The sequence below is a fragment of the Streptomyces sp. GL_148 genome, from assembly GCF_057834205.1.
Genome location: NZ_CM174396.1, coordinates 4,226,842 through 4,249,775, shown reverse-complemented (window position 1 = coordinate 4,249,775; position 22,934 = coordinate 4,226,842). Strand labels below are relative to the sequence as shown.

Annotated in this window: 13 protein-coding genes and 4 rRNA genes; 7 read left to right on the top strand and 10 right to left on the bottom strand. The window is 66.3% G+C overall.

From position 1 onward, the window contains the following. Positions 1–69: 69 nt before the first annotated feature. Positions 70–187 (top strand): 5S ribosomal RNA (gene rrf / locus AC3IYI_RS19545). Positions 188–833: 646 nt separating this feature from the next. Here rrf (AC3IYI_RS19545) and AC3IYI_RS19540 read toward each other — a convergent pair. After that, on the bottom strand, positions 834–1,901 hold the full coding sequence (locus AC3IYI_RS19540; RefSeq protein WP_489411385.1) for a hypothetical protein: 1,068 nt from the start codon (positions 1,899–1,901) through the stop codon (positions 834–836). Between the two features lie 790 nt (positions 1,902–2,691). Between AC3IYI_RS19540 and AC3IYI_RS19535 the strand changes: the two genes are divergently transcribed. From AC3IYI_RS19535 to AC3IYI_RS19520, 4 genes are all read left to right on the top strand, one after another. After that, a 16S ribosomal RNA gene (locus AC3IYI_RS19535) occupies positions 2,692–4,216 on the top strand. Between the two features lie 286 nt (positions 4,217–4,502). Continuing rightward, positions 4,503–7,626: ribosomal RNA gene (locus tag AC3IYI_RS19530) — 23S ribosomal RNA — on the top strand. Between the two features lie 74 nt (positions 7,627–7,700). Beyond that, positions 7,701–7,818 (top strand): 5S ribosomal RNA (gene rrf, locus AC3IYI_RS19525). The 16S, 23S and 5S rRNA genes sit together here, the layout of an rRNA operon. Before the next feature lie 137 nt (positions 7,819–7,955). Continuing rightward, entirely contained in the window at positions 7,956–8,513 is a 558-nt protein-coding gene (locus AC3IYI_RS19520; RefSeq protein ID WP_489411384.1) for a GNAT family N-acetyltransferase, read from the top strand. Between the two features lie 216 nt (positions 8,514–8,729). On the opposite strand, the gene AC3IYI_RS19515 is transcribed toward AC3IYI_RS19520, so the two are convergent. Next, entirely contained in the window at positions 8,730–10,076 is a 1,347-nt protein-coding gene (locus AC3IYI_RS19515) for an IS630 family transposase (RefSeq protein ID WP_489405530.1), read from the bottom strand. A gap of 143 nt (positions 10,077–10,219) precedes the next feature. Here AC3IYI_RS19515 and AC3IYI_RS19510 point away from each other — a divergent pair, with 143 nt between their 5' ends. Beyond that, entirely contained in the window at positions 10,220–11,491 is a 1,272-nt protein-coding gene (locus AC3IYI_RS19510) for an IS256 family transposase (protein WP_489411383.1), read from the top strand. A gap of 37 nt (positions 11,492–11,528) precedes the next feature. On the opposite strand, the gene AC3IYI_RS19505 is transcribed toward AC3IYI_RS19510, so the two are convergent. From AC3IYI_RS19505 to AC3IYI_RS19480, 6 genes are all read right to left on the bottom strand, one after another. Continuing rightward, positions 11,529–12,377, bottom strand: a complete 849-nt coding sequence (locus AC3IYI_RS19505) for a hypothetical protein (protein WP_489411382.1) — start codon at positions 12,375–12,377, stop codon at positions 11,529–11,531. A 949-nt stretch (positions 12,378–13,326) separates the two neighbouring features. Continuing rightward, entirely contained in the window at positions 13,327–14,742 is a 1,416-nt protein-coding gene (locus AC3IYI_RS19500; RefSeq protein ID WP_489411381.1) for an ATP-binding protein, read from the bottom strand. A 19-nt stretch (positions 14,743–14,761) separates the two neighbouring features. Then, positions 14,762–16,327: an SCO6880 family protein gene (locus AC3IYI_RS19495; protein ID WP_489411380.1), complete on the bottom strand. Its 1,566-nt coding sequence runs from the start codon at positions 16,325–16,327 to the stop codon at positions 14,762–14,764. Then, a complete protein-coding gene (locus AC3IYI_RS19490) occupies positions 16,324–17,631 on the bottom strand; it encodes a hypothetical protein (RefSeq protein ID WP_489411379.1) in 1,308 nt (435 codons plus the stop codon). The genes AC3IYI_RS19495 and AC3IYI_RS19490 overlap by 4 nt, the downstream gene beginning before the upstream one ends. Then, the gene (locus AC3IYI_RS19485; protein WP_489411378.1) at positions 17,621–18,433 is read right to left on the bottom strand and encodes a hypothetical protein; all 813 of its coding nucleotides are present in this window, start codon (positions 18,431–18,433) and stop codon (positions 17,621–17,623) included. The genes AC3IYI_RS19490 and AC3IYI_RS19485 overlap by 11 nt, the downstream gene beginning before the upstream one ends. Positions 18,434–18,518: 85 nt before the next feature. After that, on the bottom strand, positions 18,519–18,827 hold the full coding sequence (locus AC3IYI_RS19480; RefSeq protein ID WP_031145169.1) for a DUF8827 family protein: 309 nt from the start codon (positions 18,825–18,827) through the stop codon (positions 18,519–18,521). 937 nt (positions 18,828–19,764) lie between these two features. On the opposite strand from AC3IYI_RS19480, the gene AC3IYI_RS19475 reads away from it, so the two are divergent. Continuing rightward, positions 19,765–21,321 carry an IS1182 family transposase gene (locus AC3IYI_RS19475; protein WP_489411587.1) on the top strand — a complete coding sequence of 519 codons (1,557 nt, stop codon included), beginning with the start codon at positions 19,765–19,767 and terminating at the stop codon, positions 21,319–21,321. A 235-nt stretch (positions 21,322–21,556) separates the two neighbouring features. Here the strand turns inward: AC3IYI_RS19475 and AC3IYI_RS19470 are convergent, their stop codons facing one another. Together AC3IYI_RS19470 and AC3IYI_RS19465 are read right to left on the bottom strand one after the other, a co-directional pair. Continuing rightward, positions 21,557–21,844 (bottom strand): hypothetical protein, encoded by a 288-nt coding sequence (locus AC3IYI_RS19470; protein WP_489411377.1) that lies wholly within the window; start codon positions 21,842–21,844, stop codon positions 21,557–21,559. 169 nt (positions 21,845–22,013) lie between these two features. After that, complete coding sequence (locus AC3IYI_RS19465; RefSeq protein WP_489411376.1) at positions 22,014–22,892, bottom strand: pentapeptide repeat-containing protein; 879 nt, start codon at positions 22,890–22,892, stop codon at positions 22,014–22,016. Positions 22,893–22,934: the final 42 nt, after the last annotated feature.

Below are 22,934 nucleotides of genomic sequence, written 5' to 3'. Positions count from 1 at the left end.
CTCGCGTCCACTGTGTTAGTTCTGAAGTAACGAACTGTGTCATATCCGGTTTGGTTAACTTCATAGTGTTTCGGTGGTCATAGCGTTAGGGAAACGCCCGGTTTACATTCCGAACCCGGAAGCTAAGCCTTTCAGCGCCGATGGTACTGCAGGGGGGACCCTGTGGGAGAGTAGGACGCCGCCGAACAATCATTGTGGGAAAGCCCCGCACCAACCCTTATAGGGTTCGGTGCGGGGCTTTTCTGCGTTTCCCGGGACTTCCTCGTCGTCGCCCTGCGCAAGACGCACGGTCGGCAGCGCGGTTCTGAAGGAACGCAGCCACGTGGCGGCCATGTCGGCCGCGTCGCAGTCAGTCGCACGTCGCATCACAGGCTCAGCGCTGTTCACAGCCCGGGACTATCGCAGAGGCGTGACCCTGCCGCATCCGGATGTGAGCTGGGGTGCGTCTGTGTATGACCAGGACCACGCCGGCCAGACCCGTGTCCGTGGAAGCTGTCTTCCCGGAGCTGGCCGCCTACCGGGGCCGGACCGGCAGGGGACGACGGGCCGGTGCCGTTCGTAGGGCTCGCCCAGTTCTTCCACCGGGACGTCCCGGCCTTGGTGGGCGGGCCCGAGGGCGCGGACCTGGTACAGCTCTTCCGCTGCCGTTCACCCACGGGCCCTTCTGGGAGCGCCGTTACCGACTGCGGTGGCGACGGGCTGAGGAAACCGAGCGCGCGGCGCGCTTCCTCGTCTCCCCATCCGAAGTACCCCTGCTGCGGTGCGAGCACGAGCTCCCCGAGCCGTGTGTCCTGCACCCCGAGGAGGTGGACTCCTACCCCTCGTGGGGCGCTTCAGGGTGACGGGGACGCAGGGCCTGGCCGCGGACGGCCGCTCTGTGTTGATGCTGATCCAGCAGTGGGACGGGTCCGAAGCCAGTAGGAGCGGGCCGCGATGGTCAGGGCGATGCCGTAGACGGCGAAGGCGGCTATCCCGATCCAGCTGACGAGCAGTGCGTCGCTCGGGGAGTGGAAGTCGCCGCGTCGCATCGTCACTGCGCCGGCTGTGGCCAGGGCCAAGTATCCGACTCCCACAACGCCGTACGGCGCGAGCGTGGCCGCGCCGAGCAGAGCCGGGGCGAGCGGGAGCCAGCGCGGCACCCGCCGGCCGCGTAGGAATAGCGTCCAGCGTGGAAAGACCTGCCCCCACGGGCGGACCAGGCCCCAGAGCAGAAAAATGCCGAGCACGGCCAGTAGCGCGGTGGGGTCCAGGCCCCAGGACTCCAGGGTGAGGAAGATCCCTGAGGCGCCGTTCCGCTCCGACACCGCGAGCATCTCCTCGCCGGTGATACCCGCGAACGTGCCGCCGGACGCCCAGACCAGCTTCATCGCCGCGTACGGGACAAAGGCCAGCGTCCCGGCCCAGGGAGCGAGTTGGGTGAGCCGCGATACCTCGGCCGACGCTCGTACGGCGGTTCCGGCGGGCAGGCGGTCGGACCGGGCCGTGGCCGCGAGCAGGACCGCACCGACCGCCGCCAGGGCCTTGTTCGCAGCGGACGCTCGGCTGTCCACTCCTTGGCCGACCATCAGCGTGATCACGTCCATCAGCAGGCTGAACGCGGTGATCCCGGCAAGTCCGCAGGCCACCCAGAGCAGCACCCGTAACTCCGGCCGCAGCCCGTACCGCACCACTGCCCCACTGACGAGTGTCACCAGCACGCCCACCGCCACGACCACCCACCCCAGCCCGGAGGCCCATGAGCCACCGCCGTGGGGGAGCAAAGAAGTCCCGCTCAGCGCGCACGCCAGGCCGAAGCCGGCGTACAGCACCGCCCACAGCATCGTTGCCCGGGCCACCCAGCGTGGCCATCGCTGCCACCAGGCGCTGGGGGGCGCCTTCATCGTCCGTTCAACACTGGTCATGCTCTGAACGTCGCACCGACGGCGGAGGGTGGCGTGAGCCGCCGGAGTGATCTCTCTCTCCCCCAGCCGGGTGAGGGACCCCTGCTGCCAAGGTATGAGCTATGGAGCGTGACGTCTCAACTGGCCGGCCGTGGGGAACTGGACTGGACTGACCGCTGTCACCCGTGGCCGGCAGCGGGCGACCGCCAGCTGAGTGATCGCGGAGACCGGCCTTCCGGCGCCCTACAGGAGAGTGGGGCGACCTGTCGCGCCGATTTTGACGGTGCAGGGGGTGTCATGTAGAGTTAAACGGTTGCCTGGAACTGGACAAGTTCGGCAGCCGGCCCCCAAAGAAGCAATTCAGAGTGGGCACCCTCGACTCCTCATCCAGGAATCTGAAGCCGGGAAATCCGGTGGAAAACTTCTGATAGAGTCGGACTCGCCGGAAAGGGAAACGCGAAAGCGAAGAACTGGAAAGCGAAACCCGCTGACTGGGAATCGGACACAAAAGAGTCTGATAGAGTCGGAAACGCAAGAACAGAACGAAAGCCCGGAGGAAAGCCCGAGAGGGTGAGTACAAAGGAAGCGTCCGTTCCTTGAGAACTCAACAGCGTGCCAAAAATCAACGCCAAAAAGTTGATACCCCGTCCATTTCGGTGGATGAGGTTCCTTTGAAAAAAGACCTGTGAGGTCGCGGCTTCGGCCCTGACACTTGCAGGCAATTACACAGCGAGGACGCAGTGGACGGTCGGTCTTATTCCGACATGACTGTCCCGCTCTAAGTGCGTGTGCACCGGATAACCGGTAAACATTCATGGAGAGTTTGATCCTGGCTCAGGACGAACGCTGGCGGCGTGCTTAACACATGCAAGTCGAACGATGAAGCCCTTCGGGGTGGATTAGTGGCGAACGGGTGAGTAACACGTGGGCAATCTGCCCTTCACTCTGGGACAAGCCCTGGAAACGGGGTCTAATACCGGATAACACTCCTGCCTGCATGGGCGGGGGTTAAAAGCTCCGGCGGTGAAGGATGAGCCCGCGGCCTATCAGCTTGTTGGTGGGGTAATGGCCCACCAAGGCGACGACGGGTAGCCGGCCTGAGAGGGCGACCGGCCACACTGGGACTGAGACACGGCCCAGACTCCTACGGGAGGCAGCAGTGGGGAATATTGCACAATGGGCGAAAGCCTGATGCAGCGACGCCGCGTGAGGGATGACGGCCTTCGGGTTGTAAACCTCTTTCAGCAGGGAAGAAGCGAAAGTGACGGTACCTGCAGAAGAAGCGCCGGCTAACTACGTGCCAGCAGCCGCGGTAATACGTAGGGCGCAAGCGTTGTCCGGAATTATTGGGCGTAAAGAGCTCGTAGGCGGCTTGTCACGTCGGATGTGAAAGCCCGAGGCTTAACCTCGGGTCTGCATTCGATACGGGCTAGCTAGAGTGTGGTAGGGGAGATCGGAATTCCTGGTGTAGCGGTGAAATGCGCAGATATCAGGAGGAACACCGGTGGCGAAGGCGGATCTCTGGGCCATTACTGACGCTGAGGAGCGAAAGCGTGGGGAGCGAACAGGATTAGATACCCTGGTAGTCCACGCCGTAAACGTTGGGAACTAGGTGTTGGCGACATTCCACGTCGTCGGTGCCGCAGCTAACGCATTAAGTTCCCCGCCTGGGGAGTACGGCCGCAAGGCTAAAACTCAAAGGAATTGACGGGGGCCCGCACAAGCAGCGGAGCATGTGGCTTAATTCGACGCAACGCGAAGAACCTTACCAAGGCTTGACATATACCGGAAAGCATTAGAGATAGTGCCCCCCTTGTGGTCGGTATACAGGTGGTGCATGGCTGTCGTCAGCTCGTGTCGTGAGATGTTGGGTTAAGTCCCGCAACGAGCGCAACCCTTGTCCTGTGTTGCCAGCATGCCCTTCGGGGTGATGGGGACTCACAGGAGACCGCCGGGGTCAACTCGGAGGAAGGTGGGGACGACGTCAAGTCATCATGCCCCTTATGTCTTGGGCTGCACACGTGCTACAATGGCCGGTACAATGAGCTGCGATACCGTGAGGTGGAGCGAATCTCAAAAAGCCGGTCTCAGTTCGGATTGGGGTCTGCAACTCGACCCCATGAAGTCGGAGTTGCTAGTAATCGCAGATCAGCATTGCTGCGGTGAATACGTTCCCGGGCCTTGTACACACCGCCCGTCACGTCACGAAAGTCGGTAACACCCGAAGCCGGTGGCCCAACCCGTAAGGGAGGGAGCTGTCGAAGGTGGGACTGGCGATTGGGACGAAGTCGTAACAAGGTAGCCGTACCGGAAGGTGCGGCTGGATCACCTCCTTTCTAAGGAGCACAGTACCGATTGCAGACAAACGTTCTGCACGGTCAGCTCAGGGTGGAACGTTGATTAGTTGGCACGGTTTCCTGGATGGATCACAAGTACTGCTTCGGCGTGGAAAGTGACTCACTGACGGGGGATCGTGCTTGGCACGTTGTTGGGTATCTGAGGGTACGGCCGTAAGGCTTTATCTTCGTGATGCCGGCCCCAGTGAACTCGCCAGCTTGTCTGGTGGGGTGATGGGTGGCTGGTCGTTGCTTGAGAACTACACAGTGGACGCGAGCATCTGTAGGCCAAGTTTTTAAGGGCGCACGGTGGATGCCTTGGCACCAGGAACCGATGAAGGACGTGAGAGGCCGCGATAGGCCCCGGGGAGCTGCCAACTGAGCTTTGATCCGGGGGTGTCCGAATGGGGAAACCCGGCAGTCGTCATGGGCTGTCACCCACTGCTGAACACATAGGCAGTGTGGAGGGAACGCGGGGAAGTGAAACATCTCAGTACCCGCAGGAAGAGAAAACAACCGTGATTCCGGGAGTAGTGGCGAGCGAAACCGGATGAGGCCAAACCGTATGCGTGTGATACCCGGCAGGGGTTGCGCATGCGGGGTTGTGGGAATTCTTTTGATCGGTCTGCCGGCCGGTCGGCGAGTCAGAAACCGTTGATGTAGTCGAAGGACATGCGAAAGGTCCGGCGTAGAGGGTAAGACCCCCGTAGACGAAACATCAGCGGCTTGCTTAAGAATCTCCCAAGTAGCACGGGGCCCGAGAAATCCCGTGTGAATCTGGCGGGACCACCCGCTAAGCCTAAATATTCCCTGGTGACCGATAGCGGATAGTACCGTGAGGGAATGGTGAAAAGTACCGCGGGAGCGGAGTGAAATAGTACCTGAAACCGTGTGCCTACAAGCCGTGGGAGCGTCGCCGTTATTCTTCGGAATAACGGTCGTGACTGCGTGCCTTTTGAAGAATGAGCCTGCGAGTTAGCGGTGTGTAGCGAGGTTAACCCGTGTGGGGAAGCCGTAGCGAAAGCGAGTCCGAATAGGGCGATTGAGTTGCACGCTCTAGACCCGAAGCGGAGTGATCTAGCCATGGGCAGGTTGAAGCGGAGGTAAGACTTCGTGGAGGACCGAACCCACCAGGGTTGAAAACCTGGGGGATGACCTGTGGTTAGGGGTGAAAGGCCAATCAAACTCCGTGATAGCTGGTTCTCCCCGAAATGCATTTAGGTGCAGCGTCACGTGTTTCTTGCCGGAGGTAGAGCACTGGATAGGCGATGGGCCCTACCGGGTTACTGACCTTAGCCAAACTCCGAATGCCGGTAAGTGAGAGCGTGGCAGTGAGACTGTGGGGGATAAGCTCCATGGTCGAGAGGGAAACAGCCCAGAGCATCGACTAAGGCCCCTAAGCGTACGCTAAGTGGGAAAGGATGTGGAGTCGCAGAGACAACCAGGAGGTTGGCTTAGAAGCAGCCACCCTTGAAAGAGTGCGTAATAGCTCACTGGTCAAGTGATTCCGCGCCGACAATGTAGCGGGGCTCAAGCGTACCGCCGAAGTCGTGTCATTGCAGCAATAGGGCCAACGCCCGCTGTGATGGGTAGGGGAGCGTCGTGTGCCGGGTGAAGCAGCAGCGGAAGCTAGTTGTGGACGGTTCACGAGTGAGAATGCAGGCATGAGTAGCGATACACACGTGAGAAACGTGTGCGCCGATTGACTAAGGGTTCCTGGGTCAAGCTGATCTGCCCAGGGTAAGTCGGGACCTAAGGCGAGGCCGACAGGCGTAGTCGATGGACAACCGGTTGATATTCCGGTACCCGCTTTGAAACGCCCAATATCGAATCAGGCGATGCTAAGCCCGTGAAGCCGTTCCGGACCCTTCGGGGAAAGGAAAGTGGTGGAGCCGGTGACCCAGACTTGTAGTAGGTAAGCGATGGGGTGACGCAGGAAGGTAGTCCAGCCCGGGCGGTGGTAGTCCCGGGGTAAGGGTGTAGGCCGAGGGGTAGGCAAATCCGTCCCTCATATAAGGCTGAGACCTGATGCCGAGCCGATTGTGGTGAAGTGGATGATCCTATGCTGTCGAGAAAAGCCTCTAGCGAGTTTCATGGCGGCCCGTACCCTAAACCGACTCAGGTGGTCAGGTAGAGAATACCGAGGCGTTCGGGTGAACTATGGTTAAGGAACTCGGCAAAATGCCCCCGTAACTTCGGGAGAAGGGGGGCCATCACTGGTGATCGGATTTACTCCGTGAGCTGGGGGTGGCCGCAGAGACCAGCGAGAAGCGACTGTTTACTAAAAACACAGGTCCGTGCGAAGCCGTAAGGCGATGTATACGGACTGACGCCTGCCCGGTGCTGGAACGTTAAGGGGACCGGTTAGTCACATTTCGGTGTGGCGAAGCTGAGAACTTAAGCGCCAGTAAACGGCGGTGGTAACTATAACCATCCTAAGGTAGCGAAATTCCTTGTCGGGTAAGTTCCGACCTGCACGAATGGCGTAACGACTTCTCGACTGTCTCAACCATAGGCCCGGTGAAATTGCACTACGAGTAAAGATGCTCGTTTCGCGCAGCAGGACGGAAAGACCCCGGGACCTTTACTATAGTTTGATATTGGTGTTCGGTTCGGCTTGTGTAGGATAGGTGGGAGACTTTGAAGCGGCCACGCCAGTGGTTGTGGAGTCGTCGTTGAAATACCACTCTGGTCGTGCTGGATGTCTAACCTCGGTCCGTGATCCGGATCAGGGACAGTGTCTGATGGGTAGTTTAACTGGGGCGGTTGCCTCCCAAAAAGTAACGGAGGCGCCCAAAGGTTCCCTCAGCCTGGTTGGCAATCAGGTGTTGAGTGTAAGTGCACAAGGGAGCTTGACTGTGAGACCGACGGGTCGAGCAGGGACGAAAGTCGGGACTAGTGATCCGGCGGTGGCTTGTGGAAGCGCCGTCGCTCAACGGATAAAAGGTACCCCGGGGATAACAGGCTGATCTTCCCCAAGAGTCCATATCGACGGGATGGTTTGGCACCTCGATGTCGGCTCGTCGCATCCTGGGGCTGGAGTCGGTCCCAAGGGTTGGGCTGTTCGCCCATTAAAGCGGTACGCGAGCTGGGTTTAGAACGTCGTGAGACAGTTCGGTCCCTATCCGCTGTGCGCGTAGGAATATTGAGAAGGGCTGTCCCTAGTACGAGAGGACCGGGACGGACGAACCTCTGGTGTGCCAGTTGTCCTGCCAAGGGCATGGCTGGTTGGCTACGTTCGGGAGGGATAACCGCTGAAAGCATCTAAGCGGGAAGCCTGCTTCAAGATGAGTATTCCCACCTCCTTGAGAGGGTAAGGCTCCCAGTAGACGACTGGGTTGATAGGCCAGATGTGGAAGCCCGGTAACGGGTGGAGCTGACTGGTACTAATAGGCCGAGGGCTTGTCCTCAGTTGCTCGCGTCCACTGTGTTAGTTCTGAAGTAACGAACTGTGTCATATCCGGTTTGGTTAACTTCATAGTGTTTCGGTGGTCATAGCGTTAGGGAAACGCCCGGTTTACATTCCGAACCCGGAAGCTAAGCCTTTCAGCGCCGATGGTACTGCAGGGGGGACCCTGTGGGAGAGTAGGACGCCGCCGAACAATCATTGTGGGAAAGCCCCGCACCAACCCTTATAGGGTTCGGTGCGGGGCTTTTCTGCGTTTACGGGGTCTTTTTGGTTTGGCGGTAGGGAAACTCGGATGAAGTCGGGCCGGCCGGCTCGTTAGGATCCCGAGGTATGAGCGATTACCTGATACGTCCTGTACGGGCTGAAGAGTGGGACAAGGTGAAGGAGCTGCGGATCGCGGCTCTGCGGGATCCGGCCGCGCCGGTGGCCTTCCTTGAAACTCTTGAGCAGGGTGAGGGAAGGAGCGATGAGCTCTGGCAGGAGCGGGCTGCCGGGGCTGCTGCGGGGCGGGGTGTCCGGCAGTTCATCGCTGAGGGGCCCGATGGGGTGTGGGCCGGGACCGTGAGCATCCTCGTCGAGGAGGCCGGCACGACCGACATCTTCGACGGGGAGATCGAGGAGTCCCAGGCGCACCTCGTGGGTGTGTTCGTCCGGCCGGGGCAGCGGGGGACCGGGCTGACGGAGCGGCTGTTCACGGCCGCGCTGGAGTGGGCCTGGGGGCTGGAGGAGCCGGTGCTGGCGCGCGTACGGCTCTTCGTGCACGAGGAGAACGCGCGGGCCGGGGCGTTCTACCGGCGGTTCGGGTTCGTGCCCAGTGGGAAGGTCGTGCCGGTGCCGACCGACCCGTCCGCGAAGGAGCTGGAGTACGTGTTCCCGCGGCCTGCCTAGTGCTGTGACCGGAAAGGTTCACCGGGTCGCGACGCCCGGCACGGCACCTCGCCGCGTTGTCGGACCACGCCGGTACGTCCAGTACGAGGCGCGGTCCTCCGCCTTGCGATGCGTCCCCTCGGCCCTTCGGGCCTGGGGAGACCCCATGCACCGAACGCCGCGACCCGGCAAACCTTTCCGGCACAGCACTAGTGTGATGCGCCGGAAATCTCAGGCTTAAGTTTGTGGTTGGTTGCTGCTTGCTGGTGGGGTGATTTTGGTGAGGTAGTCGGCGAGGGATTTGAGGATCTCGTCGGCGGTCTTCGTCCAGGTGAACGGCCGGGGATTCTCGTTCCAGGTGGCGATCCACTCCTTGATGTCGCTCTCGAGAGCCTGAACGGAGGTGTGGACGCCGCGGCGGATGAGCTTGTCGGTCAGGAGGCCGAACCACCGCTCGACCTGGTTGATCCAGGACGATCCGGTGGGGGTGAAGTGGACGTGGAAGCGGGGGTGTCTGGCCAGCCACGTCCGGATCTCGGGGGTGTTGTGGGTGGCGTAGTTGTCACAGACCAGATGCACGTCGAGGTCGTGGGGCACTGTCTTGTCTATCGTGACCAGGAACTTCTTGAACTCGATGGCCCGGTGGCGGCGGTGGAGTTCACTGATCACGGTGCCGTCGGCGATGTTGAAGGCGGCGAACAGGCTGGTGATGCCGTGCCGCAGGTAGTCGTGGGTGCGGCGCTCGGGCATGCCCGGCATCATCGGCAGCACCGGCTGCGAGCGGTCCAGCGCCTGGATCTGGGACTTCTCGTCCACGCATAACACCACGGCCCGCTCGGGTGGGTTGTGGTAGAGGCCGACGACGTCGACGACCTTGGCGACGAACTGCGGATCGGTGGACAGCTTGAAGGAATCCTGCAGGTGTGGCTTCAGGTCGAACCGCTTCCAGATCCGGCCGACCGTCGATTTCGACAGGCCCGTGCGGGCTGCCATCGAGGCCCTCGACCAGTGGGTGTCCTGGCCCGGAGTGGACTCCAAGGTCGCCACGATCACCTCCTCGACCTGGTCGAGGAGAATCGAGGGCGGCCGGCCCGGCCTGGGCTCATCGGCCAGGCCGTCCAGACGCTCGGCGATGAAACGACCACGCCAGCGGACAACGGTCGAGGTGTCGATGCCGAGCTCGGCCGCGGTCTGCTTGTTCGTCCCACCGTCCGCGCAACGCAGCACGATCCTCGCGCGAAGTGCCAGGTACTGGGCGGTCTTCGCACGCCTGGCCCACCGGGTCAGCTGAGCCCGTTCGGACTCGCTCAGAACGAGGTCGGGCTTCGGCCGGCCGATGCGCATCCCGTCCTCAAGCCCCGCGATGCCCTCCACCGCGAACTTCCCACGCCACTTCCGCACCGTCGCCGCGGTCACACCGACTTCCACGGCGACCCGCGCGTTCGGCACCCCACCCTCACAGGCCAGCACGATACGAGCACGCTCCGCGAACCGCGGCGCCACAGCCCCACCCGCCCAACGGAACAACTCCGCACGCTCTTCATCAGACAGGCGGACTTCAACAGCACGAGGACCCGGAGACATGCAAACAGGCTACAGACTTAGCCATGAGATTTCCGGCGCATCACACTAGCGGAGCGTGTCTGAAAGTTCGTGTAAGTCCGTGATGTGGAAGCCTGGCCCGGGGCTCGGCCTCGGGCCTGTGGGCCAGGCGGATCGGACGAGTCATGGCAGACAAAAACGGAGCGGCCGCGTCCGTGGCCGACGACAAGACGGTTGACGAGGTGGTCGAGCGGCTGCTCGACAAGGCTGACTCCTCGGGGGCGGCTCTGCTCGGTGAGGGCGGGCTGCTGACGGAGATCACCAAGGCCGTTCTGGAGCGGGCCCTGGAAGCCGAGATGAGCGAACACCTCGGCTACGAACGCGGAGATTTGACAGGTCACGGGTCGGGGAACTCCCGCAACGGGACCTCGTCCAAGACGGTGCTGACGGACGCCGGCGCGGTCACTTTGGCGGTGCCGCGGGATCGCAACGGCGACTTCGAACCGAGGCTGGTACCGAAGAACGCCCGCCGCCTGGCGGGGTTCAACGACCGGATCCTCTCCCTCTACGCCCGCGGCATGAGCGTGCGCGACATCCGCTCCCACCTCGCCCAGATCTACGGGGTCGAGGTCAGCCCGGACCTGATCAGCAAGGTCACCGACGCCGTGATCGACGAGCTCGTGACCTGGCAGAACCGGCCCTTGGACGCGGTCTGGCCGATCATCTACATCGACGCGTTGTGGGTGAAGATCCGCTCTGGCTCGGTGACCTCGAAGCCGGTCTATCTGGCCGTCGGCGTCGACATGGACGGCCGCAAAGACGTCCTGGGCTTGTGGGTCGGCTCCGAGGGTGAGGGCGCCACCACCTGGATGGCGGTCCTCTCCGAGCTACGAAATCGGGGCATCGAGGACGTCTGCATCGTGGTCTGTGACGGGTTGAAGGGCCTGCCCGACGCGGTCACCGCGACCTGGCCCAAAGCCACCGTCCAGACCTGCGTGATCCACCTGACGAGAGCCTCGCTCAGGCTTTCGTCGTCGCGGGACCACCCCAAGCTGGTCCCGGCCCTGAAGGCCATCTACACAGCCCCGACCGAGACCGCGGCCGAGCAGGCCCTCGATGCTTTCGAGGCCTCTCAGCTGGGAGAACGCTATCCCGCGATCGTCCGGACCTGGCGGTCGGCCTGGCCGGAGTTCACGCCCTACCTGGCGTTCCCGCCGGCCATAAGGACCGTGGTCTACTCCACGAACATGGTCGAATCCATGAACGCCCGGCTCCGCAAGGCCACTCGAAATCGAGGCCATTTCCCCTCGGAGCAGGCCGCGTTGAAGGTCCTCTACCTCGCGGTCCGCGAGCAGATCAACCCGAAAGCGCGCGACGCGAACCACGTCGCCGCACACTGGAAAGAGGCACTGAACCAGTTCTCACTCTTTTTCGAGGACCGGCTCAGCATCCAATGACACCAGACGACTTACACAAGATCGCTGACACACCCCACTAGCGGGCGGTTACGGGCAGGTCCGCTTCCGGCCAGCGGGAGCGGGCCTGTTCGCGGCTGCGGCACAGGGCGAGGAGCGGGAGCGTCGTGTCCTGGAGCAGCTGCGGCAGTTGGGGGATCGGGGCCACGGCGGCGACGTCCTCGAAGACCAGGGTCAGTGGTGGGTCGAGCCGACCGTCGGATGACCGTGCGGCCATGCGGCGGCCGTGCTCGACCACGCTCGAGGCGAGTGCGGTCAGCAATGGCATCGCACCCGGGTGGGCACGAGGGTCTTCCAGGGGTTCGCCCACCACGTAGAGGGTGCCCCCTTCGGAGGCGAACGATGCGAGGGCGAGGGAATCGGTTCGGTTCGGGGTGCAGGATTCCCGGATGTGGATCGAGCTGAGGGCCGTTAGGGCGCGGGCCGTGAGGTGTTGGGCCTGTTCGCGGCGGTCGGGGTGGGCGGTGAGGGCGCTCTCCAGCTCGCCGGCCGCGCCGGGGGCGGCGGTGGCCGCCTGGGGGTGGGTGCGCAGGATGCGGACCGGCTCTTGGGCGTTGGTGCCCTGGGCCCAGCGGTGCAGTTGCTTGAAGGGGCGGTTGTCCAGGGCGGCGGCCTGGAGCCAGCTGCGCAGGAGCGTTTCCGCGGTCTCCGCGAGCGCGGAGTCCATGCGGGCCTGGGGGCGGACCGGGGCGAGGAGCGCGATGGCGCGGGCGGCGGCGGTGGCGCGGTCCGCGCAGCCTTCCGTGGGGCTCCAGTGGAGGCGGGCCGGGGTGTCGCAGAGGTGGGACGGGTCGTAGAGGAGGACGGGGCCCAGTTTGGAGCGGGCGTCCTTCGTGTCCGACCAGAGGGCGGGGGACGACGTGATCACGAGGGCGGGGCCCTGTGCGGCTGCGATGGCCTCTGCGGCTGCGGTGGTTCGGGTGTGGGGTGGGGCGTAGGCGATGCGGTGGGTTTGTGGCGGGGCTGGGGTCGGTGCGGGCACCGGGGTGGGGGCGTAGCCGAAGCCGTAGCGGTACGCCTCGTCCGTGGGTGCGGCGCCGTTGCCGGGGGCTCTGCCCCCGGGCCCCCGCGCCTCAAACGCCGGCGGGGCTGGGAATGGCTGCGATGCCGACGGGGCCGTCGGGGGATGCGCCCCTGAGGGGGCTGGGATCGAGTGGGGTTTGGTGGGGATGGGGACCGTGGAGGGGTGCGGCGCCGTGGCCGGGGGCCAGCCCCCGGACCCCCGCGCCTCAAACGCCGGCGGGGCTGGGAATGGCTGCGACGCCGGCGGGGCTGGCAATGGCTGCGACGCCGACGGGGCCGGGAATGGCTGCGACGCTGGGGGGGCAGTGGAGGGGTGAGGCGCCGTTGCCGGGGGCGGGCCCTCGGGTCCTCGCTCCTCAAACGTCGGCGGGGCTGGATTTGGCCTCGGCCGGTTTGGAGCCGTGGGTGCGGCTGGGGTCGGCTGGTCTGTTGGTGGGGTGTGGCGGCGGGCCTTTGTTCGGGCGAGGGTGCCCAGGGTGAAGATCGCCAGGACCAGGAGGATGAGGAGCTGGCTGATGAGCAGGCCCCAGAAGAGGCCCCAGTTGGAGAGGGCCTCGGGGGGTGTGTCCGGCCAGGCGGCCGGGATGTTCTGGGGTTGAGCTATCAGTGAGCGGACCGCGGTCGGGGTGCGGGTGAAGGTGACCTTGTCGGGCCAGGCGCCCTTCGCGAAGAGCGCTGCCAGGCCGGTGGACGTCCAGGTGAGGACGGCCAGGCCCAGGAGGAAAGCCAGGAGGCTGAGCAGGAGGCCGTCCGGGATGCCGCCCTGGGGGCGCTGGTCCGTGCTGTTGGGCATGTCAGGCCACCGTGGTCGCCGAGCCGCCGGCGTTGCGGTGGCGTTCCATCAGGAGAGCGCGCTCCTCTGTCTCCAGTTCGGCGGCGAGGAGGTCGTCGGGCAGGCGGTGCTGGACCGAGGATTCGGTCATGGCGCGGTCGGTGAAGACCAGGGGGCGTTCGGCTTCCGTGATCAGGTGTTTGACGACCTGGACGTTGCCGTTCACGTCCCAGACCGCGATGCCGGGGGTGAGGGTGGGGATGATTTCCACCGCCCAGCGGGGGAGGCCCAGGACGCGGCCCGTGGCGCGGGCCTCGTCGGCTTTCTGGGCGTAGATCGTGCGGGTCGAGGCCATTTTCAGGATCGCTGCCGCTTCGCGGGCCGCCGCGCCGTCCACCACGTCCGAGAGGTGGTGGACGACCGCCACGAAGGACAGGCCCAGGCGTCGGCCGAACTTGAGGAGGCGCTGGAACAGCTGGGCCACGAAGGGGCTGTTGATGATGTGCCAGGCTTCCTCGACCAGGAAGATGCGCTTCTTGCGGTCCGGGCGGATCCACGTGTGTTCCAGCCATACGCCGACGATCGCCATCAGGATCGGCATGGCGATGGAGTTGCGGTCGATGTGGGAGAGGTCGAAGACGATCAGCGGGGCGTCGAGGTCGATGCCCACGGTGGTCGGGCCGTCGAACATGCCGCGCAGGTCGCCGTCGACGAGACGGTCGATGACGAGCGCGACGTCCAAGCCCCAGGCACGGACGTCGTCTATGGCCACGTTCATCGAGAGCGCCGACTCGGGTTTCGGGTGGCGCAGTTGTTCCACGATGTCCATCAGGACCGGTTGGCGGTCCGTGATGGTTTCCACTACGTAGGCGTGCGCGACCTTGAGGGCGAAGCCGGAGCGTTCGTCCAGGCCGTGGCCCATGGCGACTTCGATGATCGTGCGGAGCAGCGCGAGCTGGCCCGTCGCGGTGATCGCCGGGTCGAGGGGGTTGAGGCGGATCCCGTCGTCGTTCGCGGCGATGGGGTCCAGGCGGATGGGGGTTATTCCCAGCTGCTGGGCGATGAGGTTCCATTCGCCGACGCCGTCCTCGCCCTGGGCGTCCAGGACGACGACCTGGCGGTCCCGGAAGCGGAGTTGGCGTAGGACGTAGGTCTTTTCGAGGGCGGATTTGCCGTTGCCGGATTCGCCCAGGACCAGCCAGTGGGGCGCCGGGAGTTGCTGGCCGTACAGCTGGAACGGGTCGTAGATGTAGCCCTTGCCGCTGTAGACCTCACGGCCGATGATGACGCCGGAGTCGCCGAGACCGGGGGCGGCCGTGGGGAGGTAGACGGCCTGTGCCTGGCCCGTTGAGGTGCGCACGGGGAGTCTGGTGGTTTCGACCTTGCCGAACAGGAAGCTGGTGAAGGCGTCCGTCAGGGCGGACATGGGATCTCGCATGGGCGGCCATTCCCTCCAGCTAGCGTCGGATGCCGGTGGCGAACGGCAAGGTGTTGACGAAGGCGCGGTGGTGCTCGCGGTCACACCATTCGAGCTTCAGGTAGGACTTGCCCGCCGAAGCGCGGATGGTGCGCTTGTCGCGGGCGAGGGCTTCGGGGGAGCGGGAGGAGACCGTGATGTAGCCGACCAGGTTGACCCCGGCGGCGCCGCTCGCGAGGTCTTCGCCGCGCTGGTCGAGCCGGCCGTGCGCGGCGATGTCGCGGGGGTCGACGGTGCGGTTCATCTTGGCGGCGCGGCTGGCGTCGGCCTCGTCGTTCGTCTTCTCCGTGAGCATGCGCTCGATGGCGATCTCGGTGGGCTCCAGGTCCATGGTGACGGCGACCGTGCGGATGACGTCGGGGGTGTGGACGAGGAGCGGGGCGAGGAAGTTCACGCCGACCGGGGTCATCGGCCACTCCTTCACCCAGGCGGTGGCGTGGCACCAGGGGGCCCGGGTGGAGGACTCGCGGGTCTTGGCCTGGAGGTAGGTCGGTTCGACGGCGTCCAGTTCGGCGGGCCAGGCGTTGCGCTTGGTCATGGCCTGGATGTGGTCGATGGGGTGGTCCGGGTCGTACATGGAGTGCACGAGGGAGGAGAGCCGGCCCTGGCCCAGCGGCTGGCGGACGCGGATGTCGGCCTCGGCGAGGCGGGCGCAGATGTCGGTGAGCTCGCGGGCCATGACGATGGCGAGACCGGCGTCGCGGTCGACCTTCCTGCCCTTGTACGGGGTGGCCGCGCGGGCGATGGTGTGGGCCTCGGCGGCGAGCTCGCGGGTGAAGTGGATGCAGGCGACGAGGTACGCGCGGTGCTGCTCGGAGGAGGTCGACACCATCGACTGGAGCTGGTCGTACGAATCGCGCAGCCAGACGGGGGCGTTGGTGTCGCCGCGGGCGGCCACGTCCTTGTCGTGGGCCTCCGGATCGGCCGGCAGGGTGCGTACGAGCATCTGGACGCGGGTGACAAAGCCGTCGCCGTTGGCCACGTGCTTGAGGAGGGTGCCGAAGCGGTCCACGAGGGCCTCTTGGTCCTCGCTGTCGCGCAGGCCCACGCCGGGGCCCTCGATCTCGATGGCGGCGGTGACGGTTCTGCGGTCCGCGTGGAGCAGGACGGCGATCTCGTCGGGGCCGAAGGGGGCGGCGAGCCAGTTGATGCGGCCGATGCCGGGGGGCGGGCCGATTTCGACCTCGCGGCCGTCGGCGGCGCGGATGCCGGCCTCCATGGAGCCGGAGCGGAAGGTCGTGCCGCGGCGCAGCGTGCGCTTGTAGCTGCGGTTGATCTCGAACCAGCGGTAGAAGGTGCGGCCGCGGTAGGGGATGTAGACGGCGGCGAGGGCGAGCATCGGGAAGCCGGCGAGGGAGACGATGCGCAGGGTGAGGGCGGGGACGAGCAGTCCGCTCATCATGCCGAGGAACGCGCCGACGATGATCAGGGCGATCTCGCCGGTCTCGCGGTTCTTGCCGACGATCGCGTTCGGCCGGGCCCGGCCGATGAGATACGTGCGGCGGGGCGTGACCGGGTGGAGCTGCTGGTGCGACTGGGTCGTCACCGCCCGTCACCTCCTGTGTTCCTCGTGCTGGAGCCCGTACGGGGCGGGGGTGCGGCGGCGGGGCCGCCGCTGTTCCCGCCGCCGGAGCCGCGGCTGCTGTGTGCGGCCATGCCTCCGGAGATCTGGTTGTCGCCGCCGGCGCGGTGGGCGCCGCCGCCGCTGTTTCCGCCGCCGCCGCGGCTGCTGTGGGTCTTGATGCCCTGGGAGACGAGGGAGGCCGGGGAGCTGATGACGGCGGCCGCCTGGGCGCCGTCGGTGGCCTGGCTGCGGTTGGTGCGGGCGGAGGCGATCTCGTCGCCGAAGCCGGGGACGAAGCGGTAGATCATCGCGGAGGCGAAGATCGCCAGGAGGATGATGGCGAGGCCGGAGACGACCGCGGAGAAGGCGTTCGGGCCCTCCTCGCCCGCCAGGGCTCCGGCGAGGCCGAGGACGATCACGATGACCGGCTTCACGAGGATGACGGCGATCATGATGCCCGCCCAGCGGCGGACGTGGCCCCAGAGGTTGCGGTCGACGAGGCCGGCGTAGACGACGGTGCCGAGCAGGGCGCCGACGTAGAGGAGCGCGGCGCGGATCACGAGCTCGAGGCAGAGGATGCCGGCGGCGAGGACGGTGACGAGGGCGACGACGATCAGCATGATCGGGCCGCCGCCGATGTCGTCGCCCTTTTTGAGGGCCTCGGCGAAGGAGCCGAAGAAGACGTCGGTCTGGCCGCCGGTGGCGGAGGCGATGACCTCGGTGACGCCGTCGGTGGCGGAGACGACGGTGTAGAGGATGAGGGGGGTGAAGGCGGAGGCGAGGACGGTGAGCCAGAGGAAGCCGATGGCTTCGCCCATGGCGGTGGTGAAGGGGACGCCGCGGATGGCTCGTTTGGCGACGGCGAAGAGCCAGAGGATCAGGGTCAGGATGGTGGAGGCGGCGAAGACGATGGCGTACTGCTTGAGGAAGGTGCCGTTGGTGAAGTCGACGTTGGCGGTGCCGTTTACCGCTTTGCTGAGCTCGCCGACGATCCAGGCGGCGGCGTCGGCGCAGCCCTTTGCCAGGGAGGACAGGGGGTTGAGGGCGTCGGCGGGGTCGTTGGGGGCGAGGCCCGTGCCCGGGCCTGTGCCGGCGGAGCTGCCGCGTTCGCAGTACTCCCGGGCCGGCCCCGCGATCAACCCGCAGGGGTTGCTCGGGCTGGGCAACGGGGCCGGCGGCGGTGACGGCGCGGCCGTCGCGCGGGCGGCGAAGAGGACGACGGCGGTCTGGACGGCCGCTGCCGTGGCACCGATGCCGCGGAGCGAGAGCCTGCGGCTACCGGGCATAGGTGAAGCCTCCGAATTCGGTGACGGCGCGGCCGATCTCGTCGGAGTTGGATACCGGGTTGTCGCCGCTGACGGGGGTGGGACCGTCCTTCTGCGCGGTTTCGATGACCTTCCAGTCGGACCCGTTCCACTTCAGCGTCAGGGAGATGGTGAACCAGCCGTTGGTCACGGGGCGGGTGGACTTTTCACCGGTCAGCCCGAACATGCCGATGCACCAGACCTCGACAGAGGCGCTGTCGTTGGAGAAACTCTTGATCTTGGTGCCGACGGGTACGGTCCTGCTGACGAACGTGGAGCCCGTGGGTGCGAGGCCGTCTTTGGTCAGCCCGATCTGGGAAAGCAGGCCGGGTGAGTAGTCGGCGTCGAAGCCGCTCCGGAGCTTGCTCCTGGTGCTGTCGTCTGCGACGGCGTCGACAATGGCACGTCTGCGCGCGGGGTTGAACATGCCGTCAGAACCCAGTGCTACGGCATAGTTCGACGCTGCCGACTGGGCGCCCTGCTGGTCCTGGGGGAATCCGGAAGGCACCCCGGACGACCCGCTCCCGACCGGGGCCACGCCCGTGGCTGCCGTTGGGTTGGTGGCGGTGGGGGCCTTGTCGGCGGTCGGGGGGTCCTCGGGGTTGCGGGACTGGTTGGCGAAGGCGATGGCCGCGATGAGGAGGACCACCACGCCGACGACGGTGATCAGGCCTCGGGAGGTGCGGCGCGGCGGGGCGTACGGGTCCGAGGTCTCTGCGAAGCGGGTACGGGTCTGGCCGGTGCCGCCGACCTCGCCGCCACCGTATTGGTCGTCGGTGCTCATTCGGTGTTCGCCCCCTCCGCGTCGTACGACGGTAGCGCTGGTATCCGCGCAGGCGCGGCGTGGTGAGTCCTCATCAGGGCTCGGGCTAGACGGCCATTCCGTAGACGATCGTGAAGAGGGTGCCCAGTGAGCCGATGATGAAGACGCCCGTCAGGCCGGCCACGATGAGGCCTTTGCCCTGTTCCGCGCTGAAGGTGTCGCGCAGTGCGGTCGCGCCGATGCGCTGCTTGGCCGCGCCCCAGATGGCGATGCCCAGGCAGAGCAGGATCGCTACGGCCATGACCACTTCGATCATGATCTTCGCCTCGTTGCCGAGGCTGCCGAACGGCCCCCAGTTCGGGGCGATTCCGCCGATGATGGTGGTGATGTCGCCCTTTTCGGCTGCCAGGATCATGTAACTCACCGCCCCTGTATGGGTAGTTCCGGTAGCCCGTGCCCGGACGGCAGGGGTCACGCTCTATCTTCCCTGATGAAACCGCCGTCGGATGTCGACTTGGCTGCTCTCTTTACCCGATCTGTCGCCCCAGGTGTCGTTCGTACGTCCTGACCTGGGGTCGGGCGGCGTGTGGGGGAAAGAACGTATGGTCACTCTGTGTATCACGAGGGGTGACTGCGGGCAATGATTGTGGTGCCGGTGGGCTGGGTGGCTGTCATGGGGGCGCCGTTTGGCGCAACGGGTCGTGGTTCGTTCGACCATACCGATGATGTTTTCCGACATTCCGTCAGTCGGCCGGTACGGGGGTCTGGTTGCGGGTGATGCTCCCCGTGGGTGGGCCGGTGAGCCGGTGGGTTCGCGGTGCCGCTGGCGCTCGTGCCGGCGGGGGGCCTCGGCTCCGGTGGCCGTCGCTGTCGGGAGCGGTGCGTGCGTGTCTCCGGGCGGTGACCGGTCGGCGCCCGTGGCCGGCGGCGGCGGGTGTACGGGGCCGCGTGGTCCGCAGGGGCCCAAGGCGAAGGCGCAGGGCAATCAGGAGCTCAGTGCCGCGCTGAGCCGGGGGAAGGCGTACATCGGGCGGCGGACCGTGATGGGGGCGACGGTCGGCGGCTATGCCTGGAAGGACCTCACCACGCCGGCGAACCCCGGTTTTCCCAGGGATGCGTGCGCGGTGTCCGTCACCTATACCGGCCAGCGGGCCTAGGTGAAGGTGCTGACGGCCGGCGGGGACGTGTCCGAGATCTTCTGCGACTACTCGGCCGCGGGCTTCGCGTGCCCGCTCGGCTGGCAGGCCGTCGTCCGGCCCTAGAAGGCTGATGAAGATGTTGGGTTCTGGCCCCGCCGCGTCAGCGGCGGGGCCAGACTCGTTGTTGTGGTTCAAGGGGAGTGGGTCGGAGAGCTGGTCGGGCCCGATGTGTGGGCGACGTGCCGGGAGTTGATTCCGGCTGGGAGTGTGTTCGCGTTCCTGGCCGAGCACCGTGGCCGGTTGTTTCCCGCGGAGATGTTCGCGGATATGTATCCGTCGGCGAACGGGCGGCCGTCCATGCCGCCGCAGATCCTGGCCGCCGCGATCACGGTGCAGGCCCTGCATGGCCTGTCGGACTTCGAGACGGTCCAGGAATTACGCTGTGACCTGCGGTGGAAGGCCGCGTGCGGGCTCGGTCTGCACGACATGGCGTTCAATCCGTCGCTTCTGGCGTACTTCCGCCGCCGGCTGGCCCGCTCGGCCCGCCCGAACCGCGTGTTCGAAGCGGTCCGCGAGGTCGTGAAGGCCACCGGGGCACTGAAGGGCAAGCACCGCCGGGCACTGGACTCCACGGTTTTGGACGACGCGGTCGCCACCCAGGACACCGTCACCCAGATCGTCTCTGCGATCCGGGCGGTGATCCGGGCGGTCCCCGGCGCCGCCGAGGTGGCCGCGGTGCAGTGCACGGCCCACGACTACACCGACCCGGGCAAACCCCGCATCGCCTGGAACGACGTCCAGGCCCGCGCCGACCTGGTGGATTGCCTGGTCGCGGACGCACTGCGGCTGCTGGGGCACCTGCCCGAGCAGCAGCTCGGGCAGGCCGCCGGCGCGGTCGGCCTGCTGGCCTTGGTCGCCGGGCAGGACGTCGAGCCCGCCGACGGCTCCGACGGCCGCGACGGACGGTGGCGCATCACGCGAGGGACCGCCCCGGGCCGCATCGTCTCCACCGTCGATCCCGAAGCCCGCCACGTCCACAAGACCCGCAGTCATCAGCAGGACGGATACAAGGCACACCTCGCGGTCGAGCCCGAGACCGGCCTGTTCACCGCCGTCGCACTGCGTCCCGGCTCGGGGGCCGAAAACCACGAGGCAGCCGTCGGCCTGGATCTGCTCGCCGATGAGGAACAGCCGGTTCACGCCTTCGGCGACACCGCCTACTCCACCGGCGACGCCTGCAAGGTTCTGGAGGGGGCCGGTCACCGGCTGTTCCTCAAACCCGCCCCGCTGCGGGCGGCCGTTCCCGGCGGTTTCACCCTCGAGGACTTCGCCATCGACACCACCTCGGCGACCGTGACCTGCCCCCAAGGACACACCGTCCCGCTCTCCGATCCCGGCGGACAGCACCATCAGCGCAGAGCCACTTTCAAGGATCTGTGCACCGGATGCCCCCTGCGCGAGCGGTGCACCAAAGCCAAAGCAGGCCGGATCCTGACCATCCGCCCCCACCACGACCAGCAGGCGGCTGCCCGCCACCAGGCCGCCACCGATCCCGACTGGCAAGCCGCCTACCGCCGCTGGCGACCACCCGTCGAACGCGCCGTCGCCTGGATCGTCCACCGGGGCAACCGCCGACTCCGATACATCGGCACCATTAAGAACGACACCTGGCTCCACACCCGAGCAGCCGCCCTCAACCTCCGCAGACTGATCAACCTCGGACTCACCAACACCAACGGCACCTGGCACCTCGCCCCAGCCGGCACATGAACGCGAGCGGCTGCCCGGCCTCCGGCCGGACAGCCCCTCAACAAGATCTTCATCAGCCTTCTAGAGCCTGTCGTCAAACTCCCGTCTGCCGCGCGGCGTCTGGCACGCGCTCTCGCCGCACCGGGCGAAAGCCCGAGTACGTCCAGTACGCGTACTTTCGCCCGGCGCGCCGAGAGCACGCACTAGACGCCGCGCGGCCGCCCTTCGGGCGACGACGGGAGTTTGACGACAGGCCCTAGGGGACGAAGATGTTCGAGGCGAACGGGGCGAAGCGGGTCTCGCCGGAGTGGATGACGCCGATGACCGCACCGGTGCACCAGCGGCCGCTGGTGATGAAGACGGGGCTGTCGGTGTGGTTCGTGACCGCGGCGGGGCCGTTGTGCAGGATGCAGCCGGACGGTTCGTGGATCGCGTGGCCGTTGATGACCAGCTCTCCCGAGGACGCGTGCGCGGAGCCGCCGAGGCCGAGGACGAGGGTGGCGGCGGCCGCGAGGGTGCCGAGGGTCGTGGTCGGTCGTCGCATGGTGGGGGACCTCCAGTGGGGCCGTCGCCGGCTGGTGACGATCATCTTCCGGTTGTGTGGCTCACCGTAGGGGGTTCGGTGCGGAAGGTGATGCCCGTGGAGGGGCATGTGGATGCTTCGGGGGCGCACGCGTGTCCGGTGTGCGCCGTCAGTTGCCCCGGACCAGTTCCTACGGGAGCCAGTGCGCGGGGCGGGTGAGGGAGGGCGGGATGCGCGTCGCGGCGTTGCCCCGGGCCGCGTTCAGCTGGGCCTGCGTGAGGAAGAGGGTGCCCGTGAGGTCGGCGCCCTGCAGGTCGGTGTCGCGGAAGTCCGCGCCGATCAGGTCGGCCGTGCGCAGGTCGGCGCCGCTGAGGTCGGCGGCGATCAGGTAGGCGCCGCGCAGGTCCGCGCCGGGGAGGCGGGCTCCCATCAGGTCGGCGCCGCGGTGGTTCTTCTTGCGGCCCGCCACCTTGGCCCGTACGAGCTCGCTGGTCTTGAGGAGCAGGGTGTTGACCTCCTGGCGCAGCGGGGTGATGTCGAAGTCCGCGAGGGCCTGCGGGGTCGCCGCGGTCCAGCGCGTGGTGTCGGCCAGGGCGGTGCGCAGCTGCGCGTGGAGCGGGCGGGCGGCGGGGAGGGTGAGGGCCTCGGCGAGGTAGAAGAGCAGCTCGTGCAGGCTCCGCATCACCGGGAAGACCGTGAACATCGGGCCGGCGGAGGCGGGGTGGGAGCGCCAGTCGCGGCCGCCGAAGGTGACCTGGGAGACCTGCTGGCCGGCGCCGAAGCAGTCGAAGACGGTGCAGCCCTGGAAGCCCTGGTCGCGCAGCCCGGTGTGGATGCCGCAGCGGAAGTCCTGCCGGAGGTTCTTGCAGGGGGTGCCGGCGGACTTGTTGACGGCGAAGTCGGTGGACTTGGAGAAGGGCAGGGCCACGCAGCAGAGCGCGAAGCAGCGGGAGCAGTCCGCTTGCAGGAGGGGGAGCGGGGCCGGGGCGCCGGGGCGGGCGGGAGGGCGGCCGACGGGGCGGTCGGGGCGGCCGGAGCGGTCGGGGCCGGTGGGAGGAGGCTTGGGCACGTCCTCATTGTCTCCCCGTGGGGGAGTTGGGTGGTCGTCGGG

Coding starts and splice junctions, on each gene's coding strand:
- AC3IYI_RS19540 (WP_489411385.1), bottom strand. CDS start 1,901: ATGACCAGTGTTGAACGGACGATGAAGGCGCCCCCCAGCGCCTGGTGG.
- AC3IYI_RS19520 (WP_489411384.1), top strand. CDS start 7,956: ATGAGCGATTACCTGATACGTCCTGTACGGGCTGAAGAGTGGGACAAG.
- AC3IYI_RS19515 (WP_489405530.1), bottom strand. CDS start 10,076: ATGTCTCCGGGTCCTCGTGCTGTTGAAGTCCGCCTGTCTGATGAAGAG.
- AC3IYI_RS19510 (WP_489411383.1), top strand. CDS start 10,220: ATGGCAGACAAAAACGGAGCGGCCGCGTCCGTGGCCGACGACAAGACG.
- AC3IYI_RS19500 (WP_489411381.1), bottom strand. CDS start 14,742: ATGCGAGATCCCATGTCCGCCCTGACGGACGCCTTCACCAGCTTCCTG.
- AC3IYI_RS19490 (WP_489411379.1), bottom strand. CDS start 17,631: ATGCCCGGTAGCCGCAGGCTCTCGCTCCGCGGCATCGGTGCCACGGCA.
- AC3IYI_RS19485 (WP_489411378.1), bottom strand. CDS start 18,433: ATGAGCACCGACGACCAATACGGTGGCGGCGAGGTCGGCGGCACCGGC.
- AC3IYI_RS19480 (WP_031145169.1), bottom strand. CDS start 18,827: ATGATCCTGGCAGCCGAAAAGGGCGACATCACCACCATCATCGGCGGA.
- AC3IYI_RS19470 (WP_489411377.1), bottom strand. CDS start 21,844: ATGCGACGACCGACCACGACCCTCGGCACCCTCGCGGCCGCCGCCACC.